At 68.4% G+C, this 22195-nt stretch carries 17 protein-coding genes and 1 tRNA gene; 11 read left to right on the forward strand and 7 right to left on the reverse strand.

Features of this window, described 5'->3' with window-relative positions; genetic code table 11:
- Positions 1-46 precede the first annotated feature (46 nt).
- Complete coding sequence (locus J2X41_RS22050) at positions 47-472, reverse strand: hypothetical protein (RefSeq protein WP_310085954.1); 426 nt, start codon at positions 470-472, stop codon at positions 47-49.
- 276 nt (positions 473-748) lie between these two features.
- Here J2X41_RS22050 and J2X41_RS22055 point away from each other — a divergent pair, with 276 nt between their 5' ends.
- The 4 genes from J2X41_RS22055 to J2X41_RS22070 all read left to right on the forward strand — a co-directional run bounded on the left by J2X41_RS22055 (position 749) and on the right by J2X41_RS22070 (position 3550).
- Positions 749-1393, forward strand: coding sequence for a LemA family protein (locus J2X41_RS22055; protein WP_310085956.1), 645 nt, complete (start codon positions 749-751; stop codon positions 1391-1393).
- Positions 1394-1558: 165 nt separating this feature from the next.
- Entirely contained in the window at positions 1559-2341 is a 783-nt protein-coding gene (locus J2X41_RS22060; RefSeq protein WP_310085958.1) for a TPM domain-containing protein, read from the forward strand.
- A gap of 13 nt (positions 2342-2354) precedes the next feature.
- Entirely contained in the window at positions 2355-3050 is a 696-nt protein-coding gene (locus tag J2X41_RS22065) for a TPM domain-containing protein (RefSeq protein WP_310085961.1), read from the forward strand.
- Between the two features lie 77 nt (positions 3051-3127).
- Positions 3128-3550, forward strand: a complete 423-nt coding sequence (locus J2X41_RS22070) for a DUF4440 domain-containing protein (protein ID WP_310085964.1) — start codon at positions 3128-3130, stop codon at positions 3548-3550.
- 51 nt (positions 3551-3601) lie between these two features.
- Here the strand turns inward: J2X41_RS22070 and J2X41_RS22075 are convergent, their stop codons facing one another.
- Entirely contained in the window at positions 3602-5977 is a 2376-nt protein-coding gene (locus tag J2X41_RS22075; protein ID WP_310085967.1) for a TonB-dependent receptor domain-containing protein, read from the reverse strand.
- Positions 5978-6308: 331 nt separating this feature from the next.
- Here J2X41_RS22075 and J2X41_RS22080 point away from each other — a divergent pair, with 331 nt between their 5' ends.
- Positions 6309-7496 carry an acetyl-CoA C-acyltransferase gene (locus J2X41_RS22080; protein WP_028038878.1) on the forward strand — a complete coding sequence of 396 codons (1188 nt, stop codon included), beginning with the start codon at positions 6309-6311 and terminating at the stop codon, positions 7494-7496.
- A 54-nt stretch (positions 7497-7550) separates the two neighbouring features.
- Here the strand turns inward: J2X41_RS22080 and J2X41_RS22085 are convergent, their stop codons facing one another.
- Entirely contained in the window at positions 7551-8777 is a 1227-nt protein-coding gene (locus tag J2X41_RS22085; RefSeq protein ID WP_310085970.1) for an MFS transporter, read from the reverse strand.
- Between the two features lie 104 nt (positions 8778-8881).
- On the reverse strand, positions 8882-9319 hold the full coding sequence (locus J2X41_RS22090) for a hypothetical protein (RefSeq protein ID WP_310085973.1): 438 nt from the start codon (positions 9317-9319) through the stop codon (positions 8882-8884).
- 46 nt (positions 9320-9365) lie between these two features.
- Between J2X41_RS22090 and J2X41_RS22095 the strand changes: the two genes are divergently transcribed.
- From J2X41_RS22095 to J2X41_RS22105, 3 genes are all read left to right on the forward strand, one after another.
- Complete coding sequence (locus J2X41_RS22095) at positions 9366-10508, forward strand: DNA cytosine methyltransferase (protein WP_310085976.1); 1143 nt, start codon at positions 9366-9368, stop codon at positions 10506-10508.
- A gap of 78 nt (positions 10509-10586) precedes the next feature.
- Positions 10587-11573 (forward strand): cysteine synthase A, encoded by a 987-nt coding sequence (cysK, locus tag J2X41_RS22100; RefSeq protein WP_310085977.1) that lies wholly within the window; start codon positions 10587-10589, stop codon positions 11571-11573.
- Positions 11574-11619: 46 nt separating this feature from the next.
- Positions 11620-12078, forward strand: coding sequence for a DNA mismatch endonuclease Vsr (locus J2X41_RS22105; protein WP_310085979.1), 459 nt, complete (start codon positions 11620-11622; stop codon positions 12076-12078).
- Positions 12079-12170: 92 nt separating this feature from the next.
- On the opposite strand, the gene J2X41_RS22110 is transcribed toward J2X41_RS22105, so the two are convergent.
- The 3 genes from J2X41_RS22110 to J2X41_RS22120 all read right to left on the reverse strand — a co-directional run bounded on the left by J2X41_RS22110 (position 12171) and on the right by J2X41_RS22120 (position 14750).
- Positions 12171-13874, reverse strand: coding sequence for an ATP-binding protein (locus J2X41_RS22110; RefSeq protein ID WP_310085982.1), 1704 nt, complete (start codon positions 13872-13874; stop codon positions 12171-12173).
- A 239-nt stretch (positions 13875-14113) separates the two neighbouring features.
- On the reverse strand, positions 14114-14416 hold the full coding sequence (locus J2X41_RS22115; RefSeq protein ID WP_310085984.1) for a DUF167 family protein: 303 nt from the start codon (positions 14414-14416) through the stop codon (positions 14114-14116).
- A 7-nt stretch (positions 14417-14423) separates the two neighbouring features.
- Positions 14424-14750, reverse strand: a complete 327-nt coding sequence (locus J2X41_RS22120; RefSeq protein ID WP_310085988.1) for a YggT family protein — start codon at positions 14748-14750, stop codon at positions 14424-14426.
- 124 nt (positions 14751-14874) lie between these two features.
- Between J2X41_RS22120 and J2X41_RS22125 the strand changes: the two genes are divergently transcribed.
- The 3 genes from J2X41_RS22125 (at position 14875) to J2X41_RS22135 (ending at position 22103) form a co-directional block, all read left to right on the forward strand.
- Positions 14875-14950, forward strand: a tRNA-Ala gene (locus J2X41_RS22125).
- Positions 14951-15369: 419 nt separating this feature from the next.
- The gene (locus J2X41_RS22130) at positions 15370-21468 is read left to right on the forward strand and encodes a DUF3320 domain-containing protein (RefSeq protein ID WP_310085991.1); all 6099 of its coding nucleotides are present in this window, start codon (positions 15370-15372) and stop codon (positions 21466-21468) included.
- 29 nt (positions 21469-21497) lie between these two features.
- Positions 21498-22103 (forward strand): BRCT domain-containing protein, encoded by a 606-nt coding sequence (locus J2X41_RS22135; RefSeq protein ID WP_310085993.1) that lies wholly within the window; start codon positions 21498-21500, stop codon positions 22101-22103.
- Positions 22104-22195: the final 92 nt, after the last annotated feature.

Genomic DNA, 22195 nt, shown 5'->3' on the forward strand with positions numbered 1-22195 from the left:
TGTCTCCGCGCCCGACCTGCGCGAAGACGTGCGGATAAAAAGAGCTCTAGGGGCCGAGGATCGAGTCGAAACGGCTCTTGGCGGCGGTCTGGACGGATCGCTCCTGGACCATGCCGTCCAGTCGGGCGTAGCGGCCGTCCTTGCCGGCCTTGCGGCGGATGTCGTCGGCGTTGATCACCACGGTGCGGCTTTCGCGCTCCAGGACCTTGCCCATGATCGCCGCAAAGACCGCGCCGGCCACGGCCGCGGCCATTGGCCCGACGATATCGAGCCAGCCCTCGCCGAACAGCGCCCGCAGATGCTCGATCAGCCGCTCGCGATTGGGCTGGTCGTCGATCAGGGCGATGAACAGCCGCTCGACGCCGAAGGCGCCGGCGACCAGCACCAGGGCCATGAGCACGCCCAGCCAGGCCGGCCTGGCGTAGAGGCCCAGCACGGCTCCCAGTACGGCGCAGACGGCCATCGTGATCATGGGAGGATCCTGGCCCGTCCAGGTGAGCTTGTAATTAAGACGAGGCCATAACGGCCCGCCGAGTCTGGCGACCAATCGTCGCAAGGCGTGTTCGCCGAGCTTCCCGCGTCCGACCGCCGGCCCGACGATTCCGGAACGACAAGGACGCATGGCGGCGGAATGCGCGCCCAGGTCGTCATCGCGTTTGCATCGGCGCGAAGCTGGCCCTTAGTGTGCGTCCGACCGGAAACGACACACGGCGTTACGCCGGATCCAATCAGGCCCGAAGGGACTCCCATGCGGATGCTCAGAACCCTCACCCGACTCGTCCCCGTCCTCGCCGCCACGGTCCTGCTGGCCGGCTGCGGGATCAACACCATCCCCACCCAGGACGAGGCGACCAAGACCGCCTGGGCCGAGGTGCAGAACCAGTACCAGCGGCGCGCCGACCTGATCCCCAACCTGGTCAATACGGTCAAGGGCTACGCCGCCCAGGAGAAGGGCGTGCTGGTCGAGGTCACCCAGGCTCGGGCTAGCGCCACCCAGGTCAAGGTCGACGCCTCGACGATCACCGACCCGGCCCAGTTCCAGCAGTACGCCGCCGCCCAGGACAAGCTGTCGGGCGTGCTGGGCCGGCTGATGATGATCCAGGAAAGCTATCCGGAGCTGAAGTCGAACCAGAACTTCCTGGCCCTGCAGAGCCAGCTGGAGGGCACCGAAAACCGCATCGCCATCGCCCGGCGCGACTACAACCAGACGGCCCAGGTCTACAACACCACCCTGCGGACCTTTCCGAGCGTGATCTGGGCCAAGACCCTGTATGGCAGCCAGAAGCCGGCCCAGCTGTTCCAGGCCACGGCCAGCGCCCAGTCGGCGCCGACGGTGGATTTCGGCGCCCCGCCGGCCCCGACGGTCAATACTCAGCCCGGCCCGGCGCAGTAGGTGGCGGTCACGCTCTCTCTTCTCCTCCCCCGCAAGGCGGGGGAGGTGGCGCGGCGCCATCAGCGACGTGACGGAGGGGGCGTCCCAGCCGTCGCGAAGCGTCCCCTCCGTCGCGACGCGTATTCGCATCACGCCACCTCCCCCGTTTCACGGGGGAGGAGCTATGTGCTCGCCTTCCTGGCGCTCTGGATCTTCGCGCTTCCCGCCCTGGCCGCTGGCCCCGCCTTCCCGCCCCTGACCGGACGCGTCGTCGACGGCGCCAACATTCTCTCGCCGCAGGTCGAGACCGACCTGACCGCCAAGCTGGAAAACCTGGAGAGGACCACCGGCCGCCAGCTGGTGGTGGCCACCGTGCCCAGCCTGCAGGGCTACGAGATCGAGGACTACGGCTACCAGCTGGGCCGGACCTGGGGGATCGGCCAGAAGGGGACCAACACCGGCGCCCTGCTGATCGTCGCCCCGACCGAGCGCAAGGTGCGCATCGAGGTCGGCTATGGCCTGGAGCCGATCCTCACCGACGCCCTGTCCAGCGTGATCATCCAGACCGCCATCCTGCCGAAGTTCAAGGCCGGCGACCTGGAGGGCGGGGTCACGGCCGGGACCGACGCGATCATCGCCCAGCTGGCCCTGCCGGACGAGGCGGCCAAGGCCAAGGCGGCCCAGGCCTTCCAGGTCTCCGACCAGGCCGAGCGCGGCGCGGGCGCGTCGCCGATCCTGGCCTTGCTGGTCCTGTTCGTCGTCATCGTGGTGCTGAGCCAGGTGTTCGGCCGGCGCGGAGGGCGGAGCGGCGGCCTGGGCGCGGCCCTGCCCTGGATCATCCTGAACGGCCTGCTCAGCGGCGGTCGCGGCGGCGGTGGCGGCGGCGGATGGAGCGACGGCGGCGGAGGCGGCGGCTTTTCCGGCGGCGGCGGTTCGTTCGGCGGCGGCGGCTCCTCGGGCAGCTGGTAGAGAGAAGCGGGTGATGAAGACGTTGTCCCAGGCCGACCAGGATCGCATCGCCCAGGCGGTGGCCCAGGCCGAGAAGACCACCGCCGGCGAGATCTATTGCGTGCTGGCCCCCGAGGTCGGCGACGATCGGGCGGTCCCGCTGATCTGGGCGGCCGGCGCGGCCCTGCTGCTGCCGGCCCTGGCCCTGCTGGCCGGCTTCCGGCCCGAGATGCTGAGCCGGCTGTTCGGCGGCTGGAGCATCGGCCACGCCGCGGCCCAGGACGTGGCCATCCTCTCGGCCCTCCTGACCTATGTCGGCCTGCAGGCGGCGATCTTCGCGGTCGTCGCGGCCCTGGTCTCGATCCCCGCCGTGCGCCGGGCCCTGATCCCCGCCGCCGTCAAGAAAGCCCGGGTCCGCCAGGCGGCGCTGGACTATTTCCTGGCCAAGGACCTGCACCTGACCCGCGAGCGCACCGGGGTGCTGATCTTCGCCGCCCTGGCTGAGCACCGGGTCGAGGTGATCGCCGACGACGGCGTCCACGCCGCCGCCCCCAGCGGCGTCTGGGACGAGGTGGTGGCCGACCTGGTCGCCGGCCTCAAGCGCGGGGCCGTGGCCGACGGCTTCGTGGCCGCCATCGCCCGGACCGGCGCCATCCTGGCCGCCCACGCCCCGCCCCGCCCCGACGACCGCAACGAACTGCCGGACGGGCTGACGGTGCTGCCAGAATAGAGAACCCTGTCCCATAGGGAGGGAGGGTGCGTTTGGCGCCCTCGCGCGTTCTGGGCGTGACGCTTCAGGAGGCTCTCATGACCGACCAGGACGACTTCACCGCCTTCCTCGACCAGCGCCGGCGCATCGCCCAGGCCTATGTCAACGGCGAGGCCGGACCGCTGGGCGAGATCGCCGCCCAGGCCAATCCGGCCACCTTCTTCCCGCCCAACGGCGGGCGCGAGGAGGGCGCGGGCCATGTGACCGCCGTCAACGCCCGCGGGGCCAAGAGCTTCGCGGCCGGCGGCGAGACCCAGCTCGAGATCCTGCACAGCCAGGCCAGCGGCGAGCTGGCCTACTGGACCGGCCTGCAGCACGCCACGGTGCGGTTCGCCGGTCAGGACCAGCCGGTCGAGATGCACCTGCGGATCACCGAGATCTTCCGCCGCGAGGACGGCGCCTGGAAGCTGATCCACCGCCACGCCGACCCGCTGGCCGAAGCCAGGCCACCGGGACAATAGAATAAGAGAGAGAAAGGCGGCCGGTCTCCCGGCCGCCTCCCGCGTCGCAACCTAGAACGACTTGCGGATCGTCAGGCCCGCCGTGCGCGGCTGGCCGATCGAATAGCCCAGCCGGGCCCGGCCGCCGCGTTCGCGGTCGAACGACAGCAGGGCGTTCTCGTCGGCCACGTTGTTGACGTAGGCGATGATGTCCAGGCCGTCGTCCATCTGCACGCCGGCGCTGAGGTTGATGATGTCGTAGCTGGGCAGCTGCAGGTTCAGCACCGTGGCGTCATTGCCCGAGGCCCCGCCGAACGGCAGGCCCGAGACGAACGAGCGCGGGTTGTTCTCCTGGTCGCTGGCCTGGGTGTAGCGGTTGCCCACGTGCTGGAACGAGGCGGTGACGTAGCCGTCCATGGTCGCGGTCAGGGTCCGCGTATAGGTGGCGCTGACCGAGATCTGGAACTTGGGCACCGACGGCAGGCGGTTGCCTTCGCGGATGCCGCCGATCACCGCCCCCGTGCCGTCGCGCACCGTGGAGTCGAACTCGGCCTCCAGCAGGCTGCCCGAGACCTTGAGGTCGAAGCCCGGCGCCAGGCGGGCCGACAGCTCGCCCTCGACGCCCTTGGTGTGGGCCTTGGGCACGTTGAACACCACGCGCGACGAGCACGAGCCGGCGTCCAGCGTGGTCTGCAGGTTCTTGATGTCGGTATAGAACACCGCGCCGTTGAAGGTGACCCCGCCCAGCCGGGCCTTCACCCCGCCCTCGTAGTTCCACAGCGTCTCGTCGTCATAGGACTGGAAGCCGCCGAAGATCGCCGCGTCCTGCGGGGTGCACAGCGGCAGGTTCAGCGGGTCGTTGACCCCGCCCAGCCGGAAGCCCTTGGACGCCTGGGCGTTGAAGGTCAGGCCGGGGTGGGCCTTGTAGCTGAGCAGCACGCGAGGGGTGAAGCCGTCGGACGAGGTCTTGTCGACCTGATCGTCGCCATTGGCGAACAGGCCGCCGGAGGTGAAGCGGCGGTTCTCGCTGAAGTCGTAATAGCGGCCGCCGGCGGTGATCGTCAGCTTCTGGATCTCGTAGCTGGCCTCGCCGAACACCGCCTTCTGCTTGATCTTGTAGGGCAGCGCGGCGTTGTAGGGCGAGTCGGCCGGGAAGCCGTTGGCCACGGCGGCCGAGGTCCCCGCCCCCAGGGTGGCGTCGGTATAGGCGTCGTAGCCCGGGGTCGGCAGGCGCTGGTCGTAGACCCTGTCGACCTTCGAGTAGAACGCCCCGATCAGCCACTGGAACGGGCTGTCGTTGTCGGAGCTGAGGCGCACCTCCTGGGTGAACTGCTCCAGGTCGGTGGTGTCCACCAGCTTGGACGGCAGGGTGACCGCCGCCGCCGGGAAGCCCAGGTCCACCGACACGCTGCCGGTCAGGGCGCTGGCGTCGCGGTTCACGGCGATCTTGCGGTCGATATAGCTGGTCACCGAGGTCAGCTCGACGCCGTCGAAGCCGAACGAGGCGGTCAGGTCGGCCAGGAAGGTCTTGTCGTCGAAGCTCTCGTCCAGCAGCAGGTACTGCTCGCGCTCGCCCAAGGTGATGGCCGGGCGGGTGGTGGTGAACGGGTTGGCGAACAGGTTGAAGGCCTCCTGGCGGTTGAAGCCGCCGGCGTGGATCTTCTGGTAGACGACGCGCGGGGTGATGCTGATGTCTTCGGTCGGCCGGAACAGCAGTGAAGCCCGGCCGCCGCGCCGATAGCCGTCGTTGACGTTGTTCTTGCGCGTACCGCCCTCGCCCAGAGCGTCGACGAAGCCGCCGTATTCGGTGTCGTAGCCCACCACCCGGAGGGCCGCCTTGTCCGACAGCGGCAGGTTGACGGCGCCCTTCACATAGCCGCCGACGTCGCCGCCTTTCAGGGTGTTGAAGTTGGCCTCGACCGTGCCGTCATAGGCGCCCAGCTTGGGCTGGTTGGTGATGTAGCGGATCGTGCCGCCGACCGAGCCCGAGCCGAACAGGGTGCCCTGCGGCCCGCGCAGGGTCTCGACCCGATTCAGGTCGAACAGGTCGATGTCCGGGGTGAACAGCGACAGCGAGATCACCGACTCGTCGAGATAGACCCCGACCTGTTCCTTGACGCCGGGCTGGTCGCGGACCACCTGCCCGGCCGAGACGCCGCGCACCGACACCTGGCTCTGGCCGGGGCCGAGGTTCTGGATCGTCAGGCCGGCGACGTTGCGCGACAGGTCCTCCAGGGTCACCGCCCCGGACTTCTGGATGTCGGCCTCGGTCTGGGCGTTGATCGAGAACGGCACGTCCAGGATCGTGGCGTCGCGCTTGGTGGCGGTGACGATCAGCTCCTCGACGGTGTCGACCTGCTGGGCGAAGGCCGCCGCCGGCAGGGCGATCGACGCCGCCAGGGCGGTCGCGGCCAGCAGCGCGAGCCGGCGTTGGGTAACAGGGCGCATGAATTCCTCCCGCTCAAGTTTTCCAGCGGCCTTGGATTATAATTATCGGCCACAACCTGAGCGTTCTTGGGGGAATCAGTGAAAGTCAACGCCAAACCAGAACATGGCGTCGACGCGGTGATCTTTCCGAGAGCGAGTGGACTGGGGGCAACAAAAACCCGCGTTTTCTTCAGCGAGACACCGCGCAATGGTCAAGCTCTAGAGCTGTTCCTGGAGACTGTTAGCGCTAACAAGACTCCGCCTGCTTTACGTTCGCGTGACCTTTCGCGGACGGAAATCCCGGTCTAGGGTGGCCGCCAATTCAAACTAACGTTTAAAGGGGAGTGCGCCCATGCGCGAAGCGGTCATCGTCTCTTACGCCCGGACCGGCCTGGCCAAGTCCAACCGCGGCGGGTTCAACAACACCCACGGCGCGGCCATGGCCGGCCACGCCATCCAGCACGCGGTGTCGCGCGCCAAGCTGGACGGTCCGGAAGTCGAGGACGTGATCCTCGGCTGCGGCGGTCCCGAAGGCGCCACCGGCATGAACGTCGCCCGCAACGCCGCCATCTGGGCCGGCCTGCCGGTCACCACCTCGGGCCAGACCGTCAACCGCTTCTGCTCCTCGGGCCTGCAGGCCATCGCCACGGCCGCCAACTACGTCCGCAACGACGGCGCCCCGGTGGCCATCGGCGGCGGGGTGGAGTCGATCTCGCTGGTGCAGGGGGGCGGCCACATGAACCGCTTCCACATCACCGAGGAAAAGCTGATGCGCGAGAAGCCGGCCTTGTGGATGGCGATGATCGACACCGCCGACATCGTCGCCAAGCGCTACAACATCAGCCGCGAATACCAGGACGAGTATTCGCTGCGCAGCCAGCAGCGGATCGCCGCCGCTCAGGCCGCCGGCCTGTTCGACAACGAGATCGTGCCGATGGCCACCCAGATGAAGGTGGTCAACAAGGAGACCAAGGAAGAGAGCCTGGTCGACTACGTGGTCACCAAGGACGAGTGCAACCGTCCCGAAACCACCCTGGAAGGCCTGGCCAAGCTGGAGCCGGTCAAGGGCCCCGGCAACTTCGTCACCGCCGGCAACGCCAGCCAGCTGTCGGACGGCGCGGCCGCCGTAGTGGTGATGGAGGCCAAGGAGGCCGAGCGTCGCGGCCTGGAGCCCTTGGGCCTGTTCAAGGGCTTCGCCATCGCCGGCTGCGAGCCCGACGAGATGGGCATCGGCCCGGTGTTCGCCGTGCCGCGCCTGCTGGAACGCCACGGCCTGAAGGTCGACGACATCGACCTGTGGGAGTTGAACGAGGCCTTCGCCAGCCAGTGCCTCTACAGCCGCGACCGGCTGGGCATCGATCCGGAGAAGTACAACGTCAACGGCGGCTCGATCGCCATCGGCCACCCGTTCGGCATGACCGGCGCCCGCTGCGCCGGCCACCTGCTGCTGGAGGGCAAGCGCCGCAAGGCCAAGCTGGGCGTGGTGACCATGTGCATCGGCGGCGGCATGGGCGCGGCGGGGCTGTTCGAGATCTTCTAGGACCACGACAGGGGACAGGCGCATGCGCCTGTCCCCACCCTTGTCCGACCGTCGTTAGGACAAGCGGTGCCCGGACGTCGCGGCCGCCGCCGGCGTGCAGCGTGCGGTCAGCCCTATGGCCCCAGCCGCCGTGATCGCCAGGGCCGCCGTGATCCCGACGGCGGGCCAGCCGAAGCTCGAGACCAGCGGGCCGCCAACCGCTGTGCCCAGGCTCCCGCCGACAAAATAGGTGACCATGTAGACGCTGTTGAACGGAGCCGGCCGCCGTGGATCGAGACTCAGGACCCGACGCTGGTTGGCGACCTGAGCTGAAAACAGACTCGTGTCGAACAGGGCGAGCGCCAGCAGCATCAGGGGCGCGACGCCCAGGATCAGCGGCATGACCAAGGCGCAGAGCAGCGCCAGCACCAGGCCGGCGAGCACGACCCGCGGGCTCCCGAACCGGTCGGCGAGCTGTCCGGCGACGCGGGTGGCGACTATGCCGGCCGCCCCGGCGAGCGAGTACAGGCCGATGACCGTCGGCGATAGGCGCAGCGGCGGCAGGGCCAGCGCCAGCGACAGGCCCATCCACACCAGGCTGAAGGCGAAGAACCACAGCGCGCCCGCCAGGGCCGCCGCCCGAAGCGCGGCGTGGGTGAGCAGCAGTCGCGGCATGGACGCCAGCGTGGCGAAATAGGTCCCTTCGCGATGCGGGGTGGTTCGTGGAAGCAGGACGCGGCTTCCCAGGGCGCAGACCAGGCAAAGGCAGGCGACGATCAGCAGCATCGCGCGCCACCCCACCGCGTCCGCCAGCCCGCCGCCCACCAGACGGCCCAGCAGCACCCCGGCCGATATTCCCGCGGTGACGGCTCCAAGGGCGCGGCCGCGCCGGCTGGCGGGCGAGTGCTTGCCCGCTAAGGTGCTCATCTGCGCGCCGGTGCTCGCGCAAACTCCGGAGACCAGCAGCGCCGCCCCGAAAGCCGCGACGTTCGTGGCGATCGCGACGAGCCCCAGCGACAGGCTCAGAAGCGCGAGCTGGGCGGATACAAGCCGTCGCGCCGGCACGTGGTCGACGAGCGGCACCAGGAGCGCCAAGCCGACCATGTAGCCGAGAATGGGCAGGCCCGCCGCCGCGCTGGTGGCCGCCAGGGAAGCGCCGAGGTCCTGCGCGATGCGGCCCAGTTCGGGTTGAACCGTGTAGCTGGTCGAGGTCGCCACGCCGGCCGCCGCCGCGAGAAACAGGACCTGGGTCCCGCCGAGCGTTTGGGAAAGCGGGTTTGGATTGTTATTCGCTGAGGTCATGGCCGCGAGGCTAGACGCGGCGCGTTTCGCTGGCTGGCGGAATCCGGACGCGGCCAGAAACCCGTCATGTTCCCAGGTATCGGCGCGGCTGCTCGCCCGCAGCTCTAAGGCCTGGGCTGGCCCGCCAGGTCTTCCGGCCTCGCCGCGCAGCCCTTCAGGACCTGGCCGTTGATCGTCGCCTCGACCCGGTAGCCGTACCGCCGGTCCGACATGCCGTCCGAGCAGGGTTCGGGCCGCAGCCTGAACACCAGGCCACCCACGCCCCAGACGCCGGCGTCGCCCTCGACGCGCACGCCGGTGTTGGCCGCGCTGACATCCGGCTGGCCGGCCCGCGACAGGGTCAGGCCGTCGGCCTGGATCCGCCCGCCCCAGAACGGCTCGGTCCCGACCAGCTGGAAATCGCCGGAGAAGTCCGGTCCCGGCGGCGCCGAGGCCGGCGCGTCGGCCGGCGCGCTCGACGCCCCCTCGGAGGCGCCCATCGGCGCCTGCCCGCACGCGGCGAGAGCGAAGATCAGGCAAAGGGCGGCGGCGGAACGAAGCATGGCGGCGCTATCCTCGGATGGGCGGCTCACGCTAGACTCCCCGCCGATGAATCGGAACGCCTCCCCGTCCTTCTACGAATTCTTCGCCGGCGGCGGGATGGCGCGCCTGGGCCTGGGCGAGGCCTGGACCTGCGCCTTCGCCAACGACTTCGACCCGGTCAAGGCCGCGACCTACCGCGCCAACTTCGCCGACGCGGGCGCCGCCAACGGCGAAGGACACTTCCACGAGGGCGACGTCTGGAAGATCGCGCCGGCCGACCTGCCCGGACGCGCCGACCTGGCCTGGGCCTCCAGCCCCTGCCAGGACTTCAGCCTGGCCGGGGCCCGGGCCGGCCTCCAAGGCGGACGCTCCTCGGCCTTCTTCGGCTTCTGGAAGCTGATGGAGGCCCTGGCCGGCGAAGGCCGCGCGCCGGACACGGTGGTGGTCGAGAACGTCGTGGGCCTGCTGACCTCGCACGGCGGGGCCGACTTCACGGCCCTGTGCCGCGCCCTGGCCGACCAGGGCTATCGCTTCGGCGCCCTGGAGATCGACGCCGCCCGCTTCGTCCCGCAGTCGCGGCCCCGGGTGTTCGTGGTCGCCACCCGCCTGCCGGTCGAGGGCCTGTCCGGCCCCAGCCCGTTCCACACCCGCGCCGTGCGCGAGGCCCAGGCCCGCCTGCCGGCCGACCTGCAAGGTCTGTGGACCTGGTGGGGCCTGGACGCGCCGCCGGCCCGCAACACCGACCTGACCGCCCTGCTCGAACCCGACGACCAGGCAAGCTGGCGGACCGACGAGGCCACCCAGACCCTGCTCGACCTGATGGCCCCCGCCCACCGCGCCGCGGTCGACGCCCGCCTGGCCTCGGGCGAACGCGCGGTCGGCGCGGTGTTCCGCCGGATGCGCGGCGGCGAGCAGCGAGCCGAGGTGCGGTTCGACGGCCTGGCCGGCTGCCTGCGCACGCCGCGCGGCGGCTCGTCCCGCCAGACCTTGCTGGTCATCGACCAAGGCCGGGTTCGCTCGCGCCTGCTTGGCCCGCGCGAGGGCGCCCGGCTGATGGGCCTGCCAGAGGCCTACCGCCTGCCCCGCAGCGCCACCGCCGGCCTGCACGTGATCGGCGACGGCGTGGCCGCCCCGGTGGTGCGCTGGCTGGCCGAAGGCCTGCTGGCTCCGCTCGCCCTCAGGAAAACTGCGCCGCTCGCCGCCGAATGAGCCGCTGACACGTCAAAACCCACGGCCTAAGGTGCCCCAGGCCCCCGGCTGCAAACGCCACACCAAGCGAGACTTCCCATGGACGACGCCTCCTCGATCTACGACGCCGCGCGGTTCAAGCGCGCCGGGCGCGGCAAGATCTTCGATTCGATCCTCGACACGGTCGGCGACACGCCGCTGGTCCGCCTGCCCAACCTGACCGCCGAGCTGAAGCCCAAGGGCACGGTCGTGGCCAAGCTGGAGTTCTTCAACCCGCTGGCCTCGGTCAAGGACCGCATCGGCGTGGCGATGATCGAATATCTGGAGGCCAAGGGCCTGCTGAAGCCGGGCGGCGTGATCGTCGAGCCGACCAGCGGCAACACCGGCATCGCCCTGGCCTTCGTGGCCGCGGCCAAGGGCTACAAGCTGACCCTGGTCATGCCCGAGAGCATGTCTATCGAGCGCCGCAAGATGCTGCTGCTGCTGGGCGCCAAGCTGGAGCTGACCCCGGCCGAGAAGGGCATGCGCGGCGCCGTGGCCCGCGCCCAGGAGATCATCGAGGCCACCCCCGGCGCGGTGATGCCCCAGCAGTTCGAGAACACCGCCAACCCGCTGATCCACCGCGTCTCGACGGCCGAGGAGATCTGGAACGACACGGCCGGCGCCGTGGACGCCGTGGTCTCGGGGGTCGGCACCGGCGGCACCATCTCGGGCGTCGGTCAGGTGCTGAAGGCCCGCAAGCCCGGCCTGAAGATGGTGGCGGTCGAACCGGAGGCCTCGGCCGTGCTGTCGGGCGGCGCGCCCGGTCCGCACAAGATCCAGGGCATCGGGGCCGGCTTCGTGCCGGGCATCCTCGACCGCGGGGTGATCGACGAGATCATCCAGGTGTCGAACGACGACAGCTTCGCCATGGCCCGCAAGGCGGCCTCGACCGAGGGCTTGCCGGTGGGCATCAGCTCGGGCGCGGCCCTGACCGCCGCCTTCGACCTGGCCATGCGCGACGAGTACGCCGGCAAGCTGGTGGTGGCGATCATCCCCAGCTTCGCCGAGCGCTACCTGTCGACGGCCTTGTTCGAGGGGCTCTGAGTTCGAGGACTCTGATCCAGCACAGCGGCGGGGACGTTAGGACGTCATGAGCGACGTCTTCGACCCCGCCAAGCGCTCGGCCGTGATGGCCCGGGTCAAGAGCAAGGACACCAGGCCCGAGTTGCTGCTGCGCCGCCTGCTGACGGGGCTGGGCGCGCGCTATCGCCTGCACCGCAAGGACCTGCCCGGCTCGCCCGACGTGGCGATGCCGGGTCGGCGGCTGGCGATCTTCGTCCACGGCTGCTTCTGGCATGGCCACGACTGCCCCCGGGGCGCGCGCGTGCCCAAGGCCAACCGCGACTACTGGCTGGCCAAGGTGGCCCGCAACGTCGCCCGCGACGCCCGCAACCGCGCCGACCTCGCCGCCGCCGGCTGGCGGGTGGAGACGGTGTGGGAGTGCGAGATGAGGGACCAGGAAGCGTTGAAAGAGCGGCTGGGCGGGTTGCTCAGCGAAACGTCCCCCTTGCCCCCACCTGGCGGCTGCGCGGTCTGTCCGCCCCCATAGGGGGCGGAGCCGCACGGCGCCAACTTCAGCGCTCTTCCCCCTTTGGGGGAAGACGACCGCGAAGCGGTCCGTAGGGGGCAAGTCTCCCCGCCCTAAGCCGCCGCCCTAGACGCCCCCGCCGACAGCACCTCGCTCAGCGCCGCGTGCAGCTGGCTGGGGTCGATCGGCTTGGCGACGTGGGCGTCCATGCCGGCCACGCGGCAAGCGTCCCAATCCTTGGCGGTGGCCGAGGCGGTGACGGCGATCACCGGGATGTGGCGGTTGGGCCCCTCGGTCGCACGCAGCTGGCGCGTGGCGTCGCGGCCGTCCATGCCGGGCATGTAGACGTCCATCAGCATGACGTCGAACACCTCGGACGACAGCAGCTCCAGGGCCCGCTCGCCGGACTCGGCCAGGGTCGGCTGGATGCCGAACGACTGCAGCACCAGCTCCAGGGCCCGGCGGTTGACCATGTGGTCGTCGACCACCAGCACCCGCGCGCCGTCGATCATGGCGCCGCCGGCCCTGGCGTCCGGCGCCTGGGCGGCCTCGAGCCGGACCTCGAGCCGGAAGCGCGAGCCCTTGCCGGGCTTACTGGTCACCGTCAGGTCGCCGCCCATCAGCCGGGCCAGCTCGCGGCTGATCACCAGGCCTAGGCCCGAGCCGCCATGCTCGCGCGCCACGTTGGACGCCAGCTGGTCGAACGGGGTGAACAGCCGCGCCACCTGCTCGTCGGTCAGGCCCCGGCCGGTGTCGGCGACGACGGCCTCGAACACCAGGTGGTCGCCGGCCTCGCGCGCGGCCAGCCGCACGGTGACCGCGCCGCGCCCCGTGAACTTGATGGCGTTGGACAGCAGGTTGTTGAGCACCTGGCGCAGCCGCAGCGAGTCGCCGGCCACCCAGCGCGGCAGGCGGGCCGCGCCCTCGACCCGCAGGCGCAGGCCCTTCTTCTGGGCGTCCGGCCGCCACAGGCGCAGGGTGTCGGCCATGGCCTGGCGCAGGTCGAACGGCGCCTGCTCGACCGCCATCCGCCCGGCGTCCAGGCGCGACAGGTCCAGCAGGTCGTTGAGCAGCGTGCGCATCATCGCGCCGGCGTCGCCGATCAGCTGGGCGTGGGTCCTGGAGACGGCGTCGGGCGCGTCGCCGTGCAGGCGGGCGGCCCCGGCCAGGATCGCGCTGATCGGCGTGCGCAGCTCGTGGCTGATCATGGCCACGAAGGCCGACTTGGCGGCGACGGCCTCCTCGGCCTCGTGGCGGCGGCGCTCGGCCTCCTCCTTGGCGGCGGCCTCGGCGCGCAGGGCCCGCTCCAGGGTGCGGGCGGCCACGAACACCGAGACGATCAGCAGCAGCACCCCGAACCACAGGGCGTTGGCCAGGGGCGCCTGAGGATTGGCCGCCCGGGCCACGAACGGCGCGGCCAGCAGATAGACCACGTGCGGCGTCGCGGCCGAGATCGTCGCCGACCTCAGGCTGGCGTTGACGACGATGACGTTCAGCAGGGCCCCGGCCAGCAGCAGCCCGCCCAGGGTCGGGGCGAAGCGCACGCTCGAGGCGAACAGCGGCAGCGACAGGAAGCCGAAGATGATCGAGGTGATCGCCGGCATGGCGGCCACGGCGAACCGCAGGACGCGGCCGGGATGGGGCTGGCGCAGCAGCCGGCGGATCAGGACCAGCTCGACCAGCTGGGCCGCCGCATAGGTCCCCACCCACAGCCAGGCCCAGCCGGCGTTCATGAAGACGTGCAGGATGAACGCGATCATCACCGTGGCGACGACGCGCAGATAGAGGTTGCCGCGCCGCGCGCGCGCCGCGCTCATCTCTCCCGACCAATGCCGTTCGTCGCTCACACAGCCCCCCGTGCCCCGCGGCCCCCGCCACGCGTTGCAGAGCCCATAGCATGAAACATCGTCGCTAAGAGGGAGTGAAAAACCGGGGTTCGCTGACGCCCTTTCGGTCCGAAATGCCGCAATTCGCGCTGATTTCGCGTCGCATCCGGGGATTTTTGCGCCTCGGTCAAGGCTAGGCTGGGATTTCCCGGCGCTCTTGCCCGGGCGTGTCAGGACGCGCGGTCGGGCGGGCGTCCCAGGGCGCGCTCCAGCGACAACAGGTCGCAACCGGCGATGTCGATCAACTTCAGCCGCGCCCCGGCCCCCGCGGCGAGGGTCACCGACGACTTGGGAACGCCCAGCGTCTTGGCCAGGAAGGCGATCAGCGCCGCGTTGGCCGCGCCCTCGACCGGCGGCGCGGCGACCCGCACCTTCAGATAGGGCCGGCCGTCGCCGTCGACCGCCCAGCCGTCGATCGCCTCGCGCCCGCCGCGCGGGGTGAGGCGGACGGCCAGGCGGGTCGTCGAGGACATTTGGGCGCTAGTAGTAGCCGCCGCCGACTAGGCCGATCAGCGCCTGATGCAGGGCCGGCAACAGGATGGCCCGCACGCCGGTGATGATCAGCAGCACGATGATCGGGCTGATGTCGACGCCGCCCAGCGGCGGGATGATCCGCTGGAACGGCCGCAGGATCGGCCCGGTCACCCGGTCGAGGAAGGTGCTGATCTGGTAGATCGCCCGGTTGCGCAGGTTGATGATGTCGAAGGCCACCAGCCAGCTCAGCACGGCCGAGATGATGATCGCCCACCACAGCAGGCTCAGCAGCGCGCCGGCGATGAAGAAGACGAAGTTGAGGATGGCGACCATGAGCTTCCCGTCCAGTGACATCGCTTCTTGCCGCGCCGCGACAGCCCTGGCAAGCGACCGCCGTCACGACAGCCAACCGAGCGCTTGACGAGGCCGCCGCCCCAACGTATCTCCGCGCTTCCTTGGGGCCGTAGCTCAGATGGTAGAGCGCCTCGTTCGCAATGAGGAGGTCAGGGGTTCGATTCCCCTCGGCTCCACCAAGGACTTTTAAAAACAATCACTTATCATGAATCCCGCATTCCAGCGCTTTCCGGATCGCTCCCGATAAGCGCTGGATGAGCACCCGACACCTCCATTCCAGCAAATCCCAGAACTGGCCTCGGCAGCCCAAATCTCGATCGTCAGGTAGCGCCTGTATCGATCGATCCGATGGTCTAGCCTTTCATGATCAAGGCGAGTTTTTGGGGGTGTAGCGCTGAGCGCTCCTTGCGCTTTTGAGCAGGCCCCGCAACCGACAATTGACCCTTTTCGGACCGTGAAAAGGTCTGCCTACGGCGGGATGAAGAGGCTCGTACGCAAGCGAACGTCGTGTAGGGCGCCGCGTCAGGGAGGGGATCCGCACCAGATATCTCTAGACGAACTTCCTGACCCTCGTAGATTGAACTCAACGGGGGCGAAAATGACAGACACGATCACAACCGACGCGAGCGAACCGCGGTCGGTTTTCGAGAGCGATTTACCGCTCGATATGAAGCTCGAACGCGCACGGACGGAGCTTCTCGACCTCTCCGCGCGCAATCGTCTGCTCAATATTCCCCGTTCCGCGAAGAGCGCGAAGACGCTTGAAATCATCGACGAGCGTGGGACGGAAGTCTTTCGCCTGTTGGTTCGCGAGGGAAAGGCCTTCACCTTCCTGCCTGGCAAGGGAGCGGCGGTCGAGGTCGATGAAGACGAGATCGAAATCGCGGAGCTGGCGCAGCCGGAGGATGACAGCGTCGACGCACGTGGCGTCGCCAATCGCCATGCCGATACGCGTTTACAGACCCGACTGACTCCTGCCGGGCTCCAGAAGAAACTGCTCGACCTGTACTACGACGCCAGGACCCTGGAGGAAGAGCAGGGCGTCAACATCCTGTTCCTGGCGCTGGGCACGCTGAAGTGGGTCGATCCCAACAACCCCGCCGCAGTTCGCTACGCGCCGCTCATACTGGTTCCTGTCGAACTGGAACGCGGCAATGCGGCCGAAAAATTCAAATTGCGGGCGCGATTGGAGGACTTCGCGGCGAACCTGTCGCTCGAGGCTTATCTGGAGCGTGTTCATGGCTTGAAGCTGCCGACGTTCGAAGCTAGCGACGACTTTGATCCCTCCACCTATGCCGCCTCGGTCGCAGAGGCGGTGTCGTCCAAGGCCGGCTGGTCGGTCGAACAAGACGACATGGTCCTGGGCTTTTTCTCCTTCGCCAAGTTCCTGATGTATCGCGACCTGGATCCGCAGACATGGCCGGCTGGTGCGAAGCTGGCTGACCATCCGCTGATCCGACCTCTGGTTTCCGACGGCTTCCCTGAGGGCGAGCCCTTGTTGTCAGAAGACGAGTCGATCGACGCCAACATATCGCCATCCGAGATGATCCATATCGTCGATAGCGACAGTTCCCAGACCTTGGCGGTGGAGGAGGTGCGCCGAGGCCGAGATCTAGTTATCCAGGGCCCGCCGGGCACCGGCAAGTCGCAGACGATCGCCAATGTGATCGCTTCGGCGGTCGCCGACGGCAAGACAGTGCTGTTCGTCGCCGAGAAGATGGCGGCGCTTGAGGTCGTCAAGCGCCGGCTGGACTCGACGGGCGTGGGCGACGCCTGCCTCGAATTGCATAGCAACAAGGCCAACAAGCGCGCGGTGTTGGAGGAACTTCGCCGGACCTGGGAACTCGGCGCGCCAAAGACCGAAAACCTGGATGCGCTGAACGCGCGTCTGACGGACGCGCGAGACCAGTTGAACACCCACGCCGAACGGCTTCACGCACCGTTGGGAACTTCGCAACAGACCCCCTACGACATTGTTGGCCAACTGGTTCGGCTGCGACAAGCCGGGGTTAAGCCGGGTTATCTGCGCCTCGATGGCGTGGATGGCTGGACTAAGGCGGCGTTCGATCAGCGTTCGCGGTTGCTGAGTGAACTGGCCGAGCGTGTCCTGGACCTTGGCGCGCCGGGCGAGCACCTTTGGCGGGGCATCGAGTTGGATCGCGCCATGCCCACGGACGTCGCGCGTCTGGAGGACAGGCTGGCGACACTGTGTTCGCGGCTGGCCGCCATGCGGGATGGCCACGCCGAGATCGCGGCGGTTCTGGAATTGGGCGAACCCGAAGCGCTTGCCGGACTCGATCCGCTGGCGGTTCTGGCGTGTCGGCTCGCCGAGGCTCCTCAACTCGACGCCGAGGCCTTGGCGGCCGACATCTGGACGACACCGGACGCGGTGCGCGATCTTCTGACGGCGGGCGCCGAATACACGGCCCTGCGAACACAACTTGCCTCGGTCTTCACGAATGAGGCCTGGTCCGTCGACCTGGAGCCGTTGCGTTCGGAGCTCGCGCGCCTCGACCCGGCGACGCCGATCGAAGCCTTCGACCGCGCGGGAGGGATCGCCGAACAGGTCCCGTCGCTCATGGAGCAAGGGCGTCGACTTGCCGAGGCGCTCGGTCGTGAAGCGCCTCCGACGGACATCAAGGGATTGGCGAGCCTGGCCCAGATCGGCGAGCGCGTGGCGTCGGCGCCAGATGCCGATCCGGCGGCCTTCGCTCAGGAACTCTGGGACAACGGCGTTGAAAGGGCGGCCGACCTCGCCGTTGCGGTCAAGGTTCTCGAAGAGTCTCGCCTCGAAATCGGCACAGCCCTGGGCGACTCTGCCTGGTCCGTCGACCTGTCGGCCGCGCGCGGCGTGCTTGCCGCCCATGGCGCCTCCTTCCTCCGGCTGTTCAGCGGCGAATGGCGCGGGGCGGACCGCCTCGTGCGCTCGTTTCTGGCCGACCCCAAGACACCGCTGCCGCGTCGATTGACTCTGCTGGATACGCTGGGTCGAGGGCAGGGCGCGCTGAAGCTCATCCGGGACGATGCGGAGTTTGGACGGTCCGCCTTCGCTGGCGACTGGCGTGGCGAGCGATCCGTCTCGGCGCCGCTGCTGGCGCTCGTCGAATGGATGCGGAGCCTGCGAGGACTCGGCGCCGAGCCTCGCCTCATCGTGGGCTCCAGCCCGGACCGGAGGCGGATCGCCGACCTGACACTCGCCCTAACCCGGGAGCTCGATGCTATCCGGACCGAGATCAACCGGCTCTGGGACGATGTGCGAGACGGCCGCGGGGCGGTCTTCGACTCTGCCGAAGAGCCGAGCGTGGCCAAGCTGTCGGATTTGGGCGATGCCTGCGCCGCCATGGCCAGCGCACATCGCGCTGTGACGGTGCTAAGCCTCCAGGTCGAGCCCTCCCTGGCCGTCCGCCGGCAAGCGCTTGACGATCTGGCAAAAGGTCAGGCCCGCGGGGCGGCCTTGATCGCAGGCGGACCGCAGGGGCGGGCGGCCTTTGGATCGGAATGGCGCGACCTCCAATCGGATTGGGCCGGCTTGTCCGAGGCGGCAACCTGGCTTGAGACGAACGGAGACATCCGCGCCTTGGCTTCGCGGATCGCCGACCGAGCGGGTCTGGCGGCGCGATGGAGGGGCGCCCTGATCACTCGTGATCAATGGATCGTCGACGTCCAGGCGATGCTCGTGGATCTGAGGGCTGGCGCGGAAGCGGCGCTGGTGGCTGGCCATCTGACGACGGCGCCGGTCGCGACTCTGGCCGCTCGCTTGGCGGCATGGCGCGACGGCGGCGAGGCGCTGACCTCTTGGGTCAATTATCGCGCTCGCGCCAAGGAGGCCACCGCTCTTGGACTGAACGACGTTGTGACCCGTCTGCACGATGGGCGGCTCGCGCCCGTCGCGGCGCATGACGACTTCGAACAAGCCTTCTTTGAGGCCGTCCTGGAGCAGCAGGTCGAGGCCGAACCGGAACTCGCCACCTTCGATGGGGAAATCCATGGGCGCCGCGTGCGTGAGTTCGTCGATCTGGACCAACAGCGAATCCGCGCCGCCGCCATGCAGGTGGCGCGCGCGCACCATCGCAAGATCCCGCCCCTGGTCGGCGGCGCCGTGGGGCCGCTCGGCGTTCTGAAGGGCGAGATGGCGCGCCGTCGCGGCCACATGCCCATTCGTCAGCTTATGCAGAAGGCGGCGCCAGCGGTGCAGGCGTTGAAGCCGGTGTTCATGATGAGCCCGCTGTCCGTAGCCCAGTTCCTGCCGGCGGGAGAACTCACCTTCGACCTCCTGGTGATGGACGAAGCCAGCCAGATCCAGCCGGTGGACGCCCTAGGCGCCATCGCGCGCTGTCGGCAGGTAGTGGTGGTCGGGGATCCACAGCAACTGCCGCCGACGGCCTTCTTCTCGAAGATGACGGGCCAGACCGACAGTGATGACGATGACGGCGCCGCCAAGGTCGCCGACATCGAGAGCATCCTGGGCCTCTTCACGGCGCGCGGCCTGCCGATGCGCATGCTGCGCTGGCACTACCGGAGTCGGCACGAGTCGCTGATCGCAATTTCCAACCGACAGTTCTACGAGAACAAGCTGGTGATCGTGCCCAGCCCCTACACGGCGCAGTCAGGACTGGGTCTGCGTTTTCACCACATCAAGGACGGGGTGTTCGAGACCGGCGCAACGCGCACCAATCCGACGGAGGCGAAAGCCGTCGCCCGCGCCATCATCCACCATGCCAGGACCACGCCCGAGTTGTCTCTAGGCGTGGTCGCGTTCTCCGTGGCCCAGCGCAAGGCGATCATGGAGCAACTGGAGCTCCTGCGCCGCCAACTGACGCCGGCCGAGGAGGCGTTCTTCCAGCTTCATCCGACCGAGCCGTTCTTCGTCAAAAATCTGGAAAACGTCCAGGGCGACGAACGGGACGTGATCCTGATCTCGATCGGCTACGGCCCCGCCGCGATCGGCGCCGGGCCGCCGATGCGCTTCGGGCCGGTGGGGCAGGAGGGAGGCGAGCGCCGGCTCAACGTGCTGATCAGCCGGGCCAAGCGTCGATGCGAGGTCTTCGCCTCCTTGACCGACGAGGATATCGAGCCGGACTTCGCCTCTACCCGCAAGGGCGTGTTCGCGCTGAAACTGTTCATGCATTTCGCCCGAACAGGGCGCATGTCGCTGGCGGAATCCATTGGCCGCGACCACCATTCCGTGTTCGAGGCCCAGGTGGCTCAGGCGCTGCATGATCGCGGCTACCAGGTGCATCAGGACGTGGGGGTGTCCGGCCTGTTTGTCGATATTGCAGTCGCCTCGCCCGATCATCCGGATCGCTATCTGCTGGCCATCGAATGCGATGGAGCCTCCTATCGAAGCGCGCGCTCGGCCCGCGATCGCGACCGTCTGCGCCGCAGCGTCCTGGAAAATCAGGGCTGGATCGTTCATCGCATCTGGAGCGGTGACTGGTTCAAACGCCCCCAGGAACAGCTTGAGCGCACCATCGCCGCGATAGAGGCCGCCAAGGTAGAGCTGATACGGGACGGTGTTGCCGCCGCGCGCCTGACGCCCTATGAGATCGTCTCCGTCGAGCGCGAAGACGTCACGGAAATGGGGCTGGCGGGCGTTGCCGAAGCCGACATCGCGCTGTCGCGACCCTATGCGGAAGCCCTCGTGACGCGGCCGTCCCACATCGTCGCCGACATCCATGAGACGCCAACCGGGGTGCTGTCCCAGTTGGCCGAGGCCGTCGTTCAAGACGAGGGACCGATCCACTTCGACGAGATCGTCGTTCGGATTCGCACCGCCTGGGGGGCCGGTCGTGCGGGCGGCCGGATTCGCGACGCGGTTCGCCGCGCGGTCGAGACTTCGGCCCGACAAGGACGGATCGTTTCAGAAGGAGAGTTCTTCTCCGCCCCAGGCGCTGACGTGGTCGTGCGCGATCGTAGCGAGGCGACGTCGCCCACCTTGCGCAGACCCGATATGCTGCCGCCCATCGAGATCGAGACGGCGTTGATCGACGTGGTGTCTCGAAACTTCGGCGCCACCGAGGATCAGGCCGTACAGGCCGTGGCGCGAGCGTTCGGCTTCAAGGCCACCAGCGCTCAGCTCCGCGACGTGTTGGGCGGCGTGCTTGAAAGCGCTCTTGAGCGGGGCGTCCTGGCTCGTCGGGACCTGTTGATCGAGGCCGGTCCCAATGCGCCTCGTCCGCAAAAGGAGCCCGAAAGACCGGTCTTGGACATGCTGATCGCCGAGGGCGAAGGTGAGCGGCTGGAGTTCAAGGAGACGTTGCGCTGGGATTTGCGGCTGGGGCTGGTGAACAAGAAGCTGGAGGATGGGGCGATGAAGGCGATCGCCGCCTTCAGCAACCATCGGGGCGGAACTCTGCTGATTGGCGTACGGGATGATGGCGCCGTGCAGGGTCTCGAACCGGATCTGAGCAGCCTCGGCGGTATCCGTGATCGTTTCGAACTGCATCTGACGAACCTCATCAAGGACCGTTTTTCCGAGAGCTTCAGGGCGGGATGCGTGTCGGTCAGCTATCCGATTCTGGGCGACAAGCTTGTCTGCCGGGTCGACGTTAAACGTTCCCGCACGCCGGTCTATCTGGCCTTGTCGGAAGGCAACTCCCCCGCCACCGAGCGCTTGATTGTCCGCGCCGGCGCGTCGTCGCCGGAAATTCCGCTGGGCCAGGTCGCCGCCTATGTGCGGGATCATTTCACGCCATGAACATTCGGGATCAAAAGGGGGAAACTGTGATGGATGATGATCTGCTCAATCATCTCGGCGGCGACAGGATAACGTCCAGGCAGATCGACGAGTTGGTCGGCCTGGCGCGCGGCGTGGCGGCCGACGGCGACATCAACCAGGCCGAGGTCGAGTTTCTGCAGAAATGGCTGGCCGTTAACGTCGCCGTCAGCCAGCAGCCGCTCATCCGCACGCTCTACCGGCGGATCAATGAGATCCTGGAAGACGGCGTTCTGGATGCGGAGGAGAAGGCAAGCCTGTTGGAGACCCTGAACAGCTTTTCCAGCCGCGATTTCGAGCTGGGAGAGGTTCTGAAGTCGTCGACGTTGCCGCTTTGCGATCCGGCCCCCACGCTCTCATTTGCGGGCAGGACATATTGCTTCACGGGAACGTTCATCTATGGCCAGCGAAAGCATTGTGAAAGCGCTGTAGCGGAACGTGGCGGCGTCTGCGGCGGGCTGAGCCGCAAGACCGAGGTGCTTGTAATCGGCGCCTATGCCACCGAGTCCTGGAAACATTCGACCTTCGGCAACAAAATACTGCAGGCCAGCGAATGGCGCGATGAGGGAAGATCGATCGCTATCGTCTCCGAGCAGCACTGGACACATCACCTTTGACGCGGATGGCTGGCGAACCGCCCGAGGTCGCCGACTGCGCGTTTGGGCCGGTGTTGTCAGGATCGCGGTTTCAGGTTGTGCTTCGGTAGCTT

Origin of the sequence: Caulobacter sp. BE254 (genome assembly GCF_031457295.1) — a bacterium.
Lineage (GTDB): Bacteria > Pseudomonadota > Alphaproteobacteria > Caulobacterales > Caulobacteraceae > Caulobacter.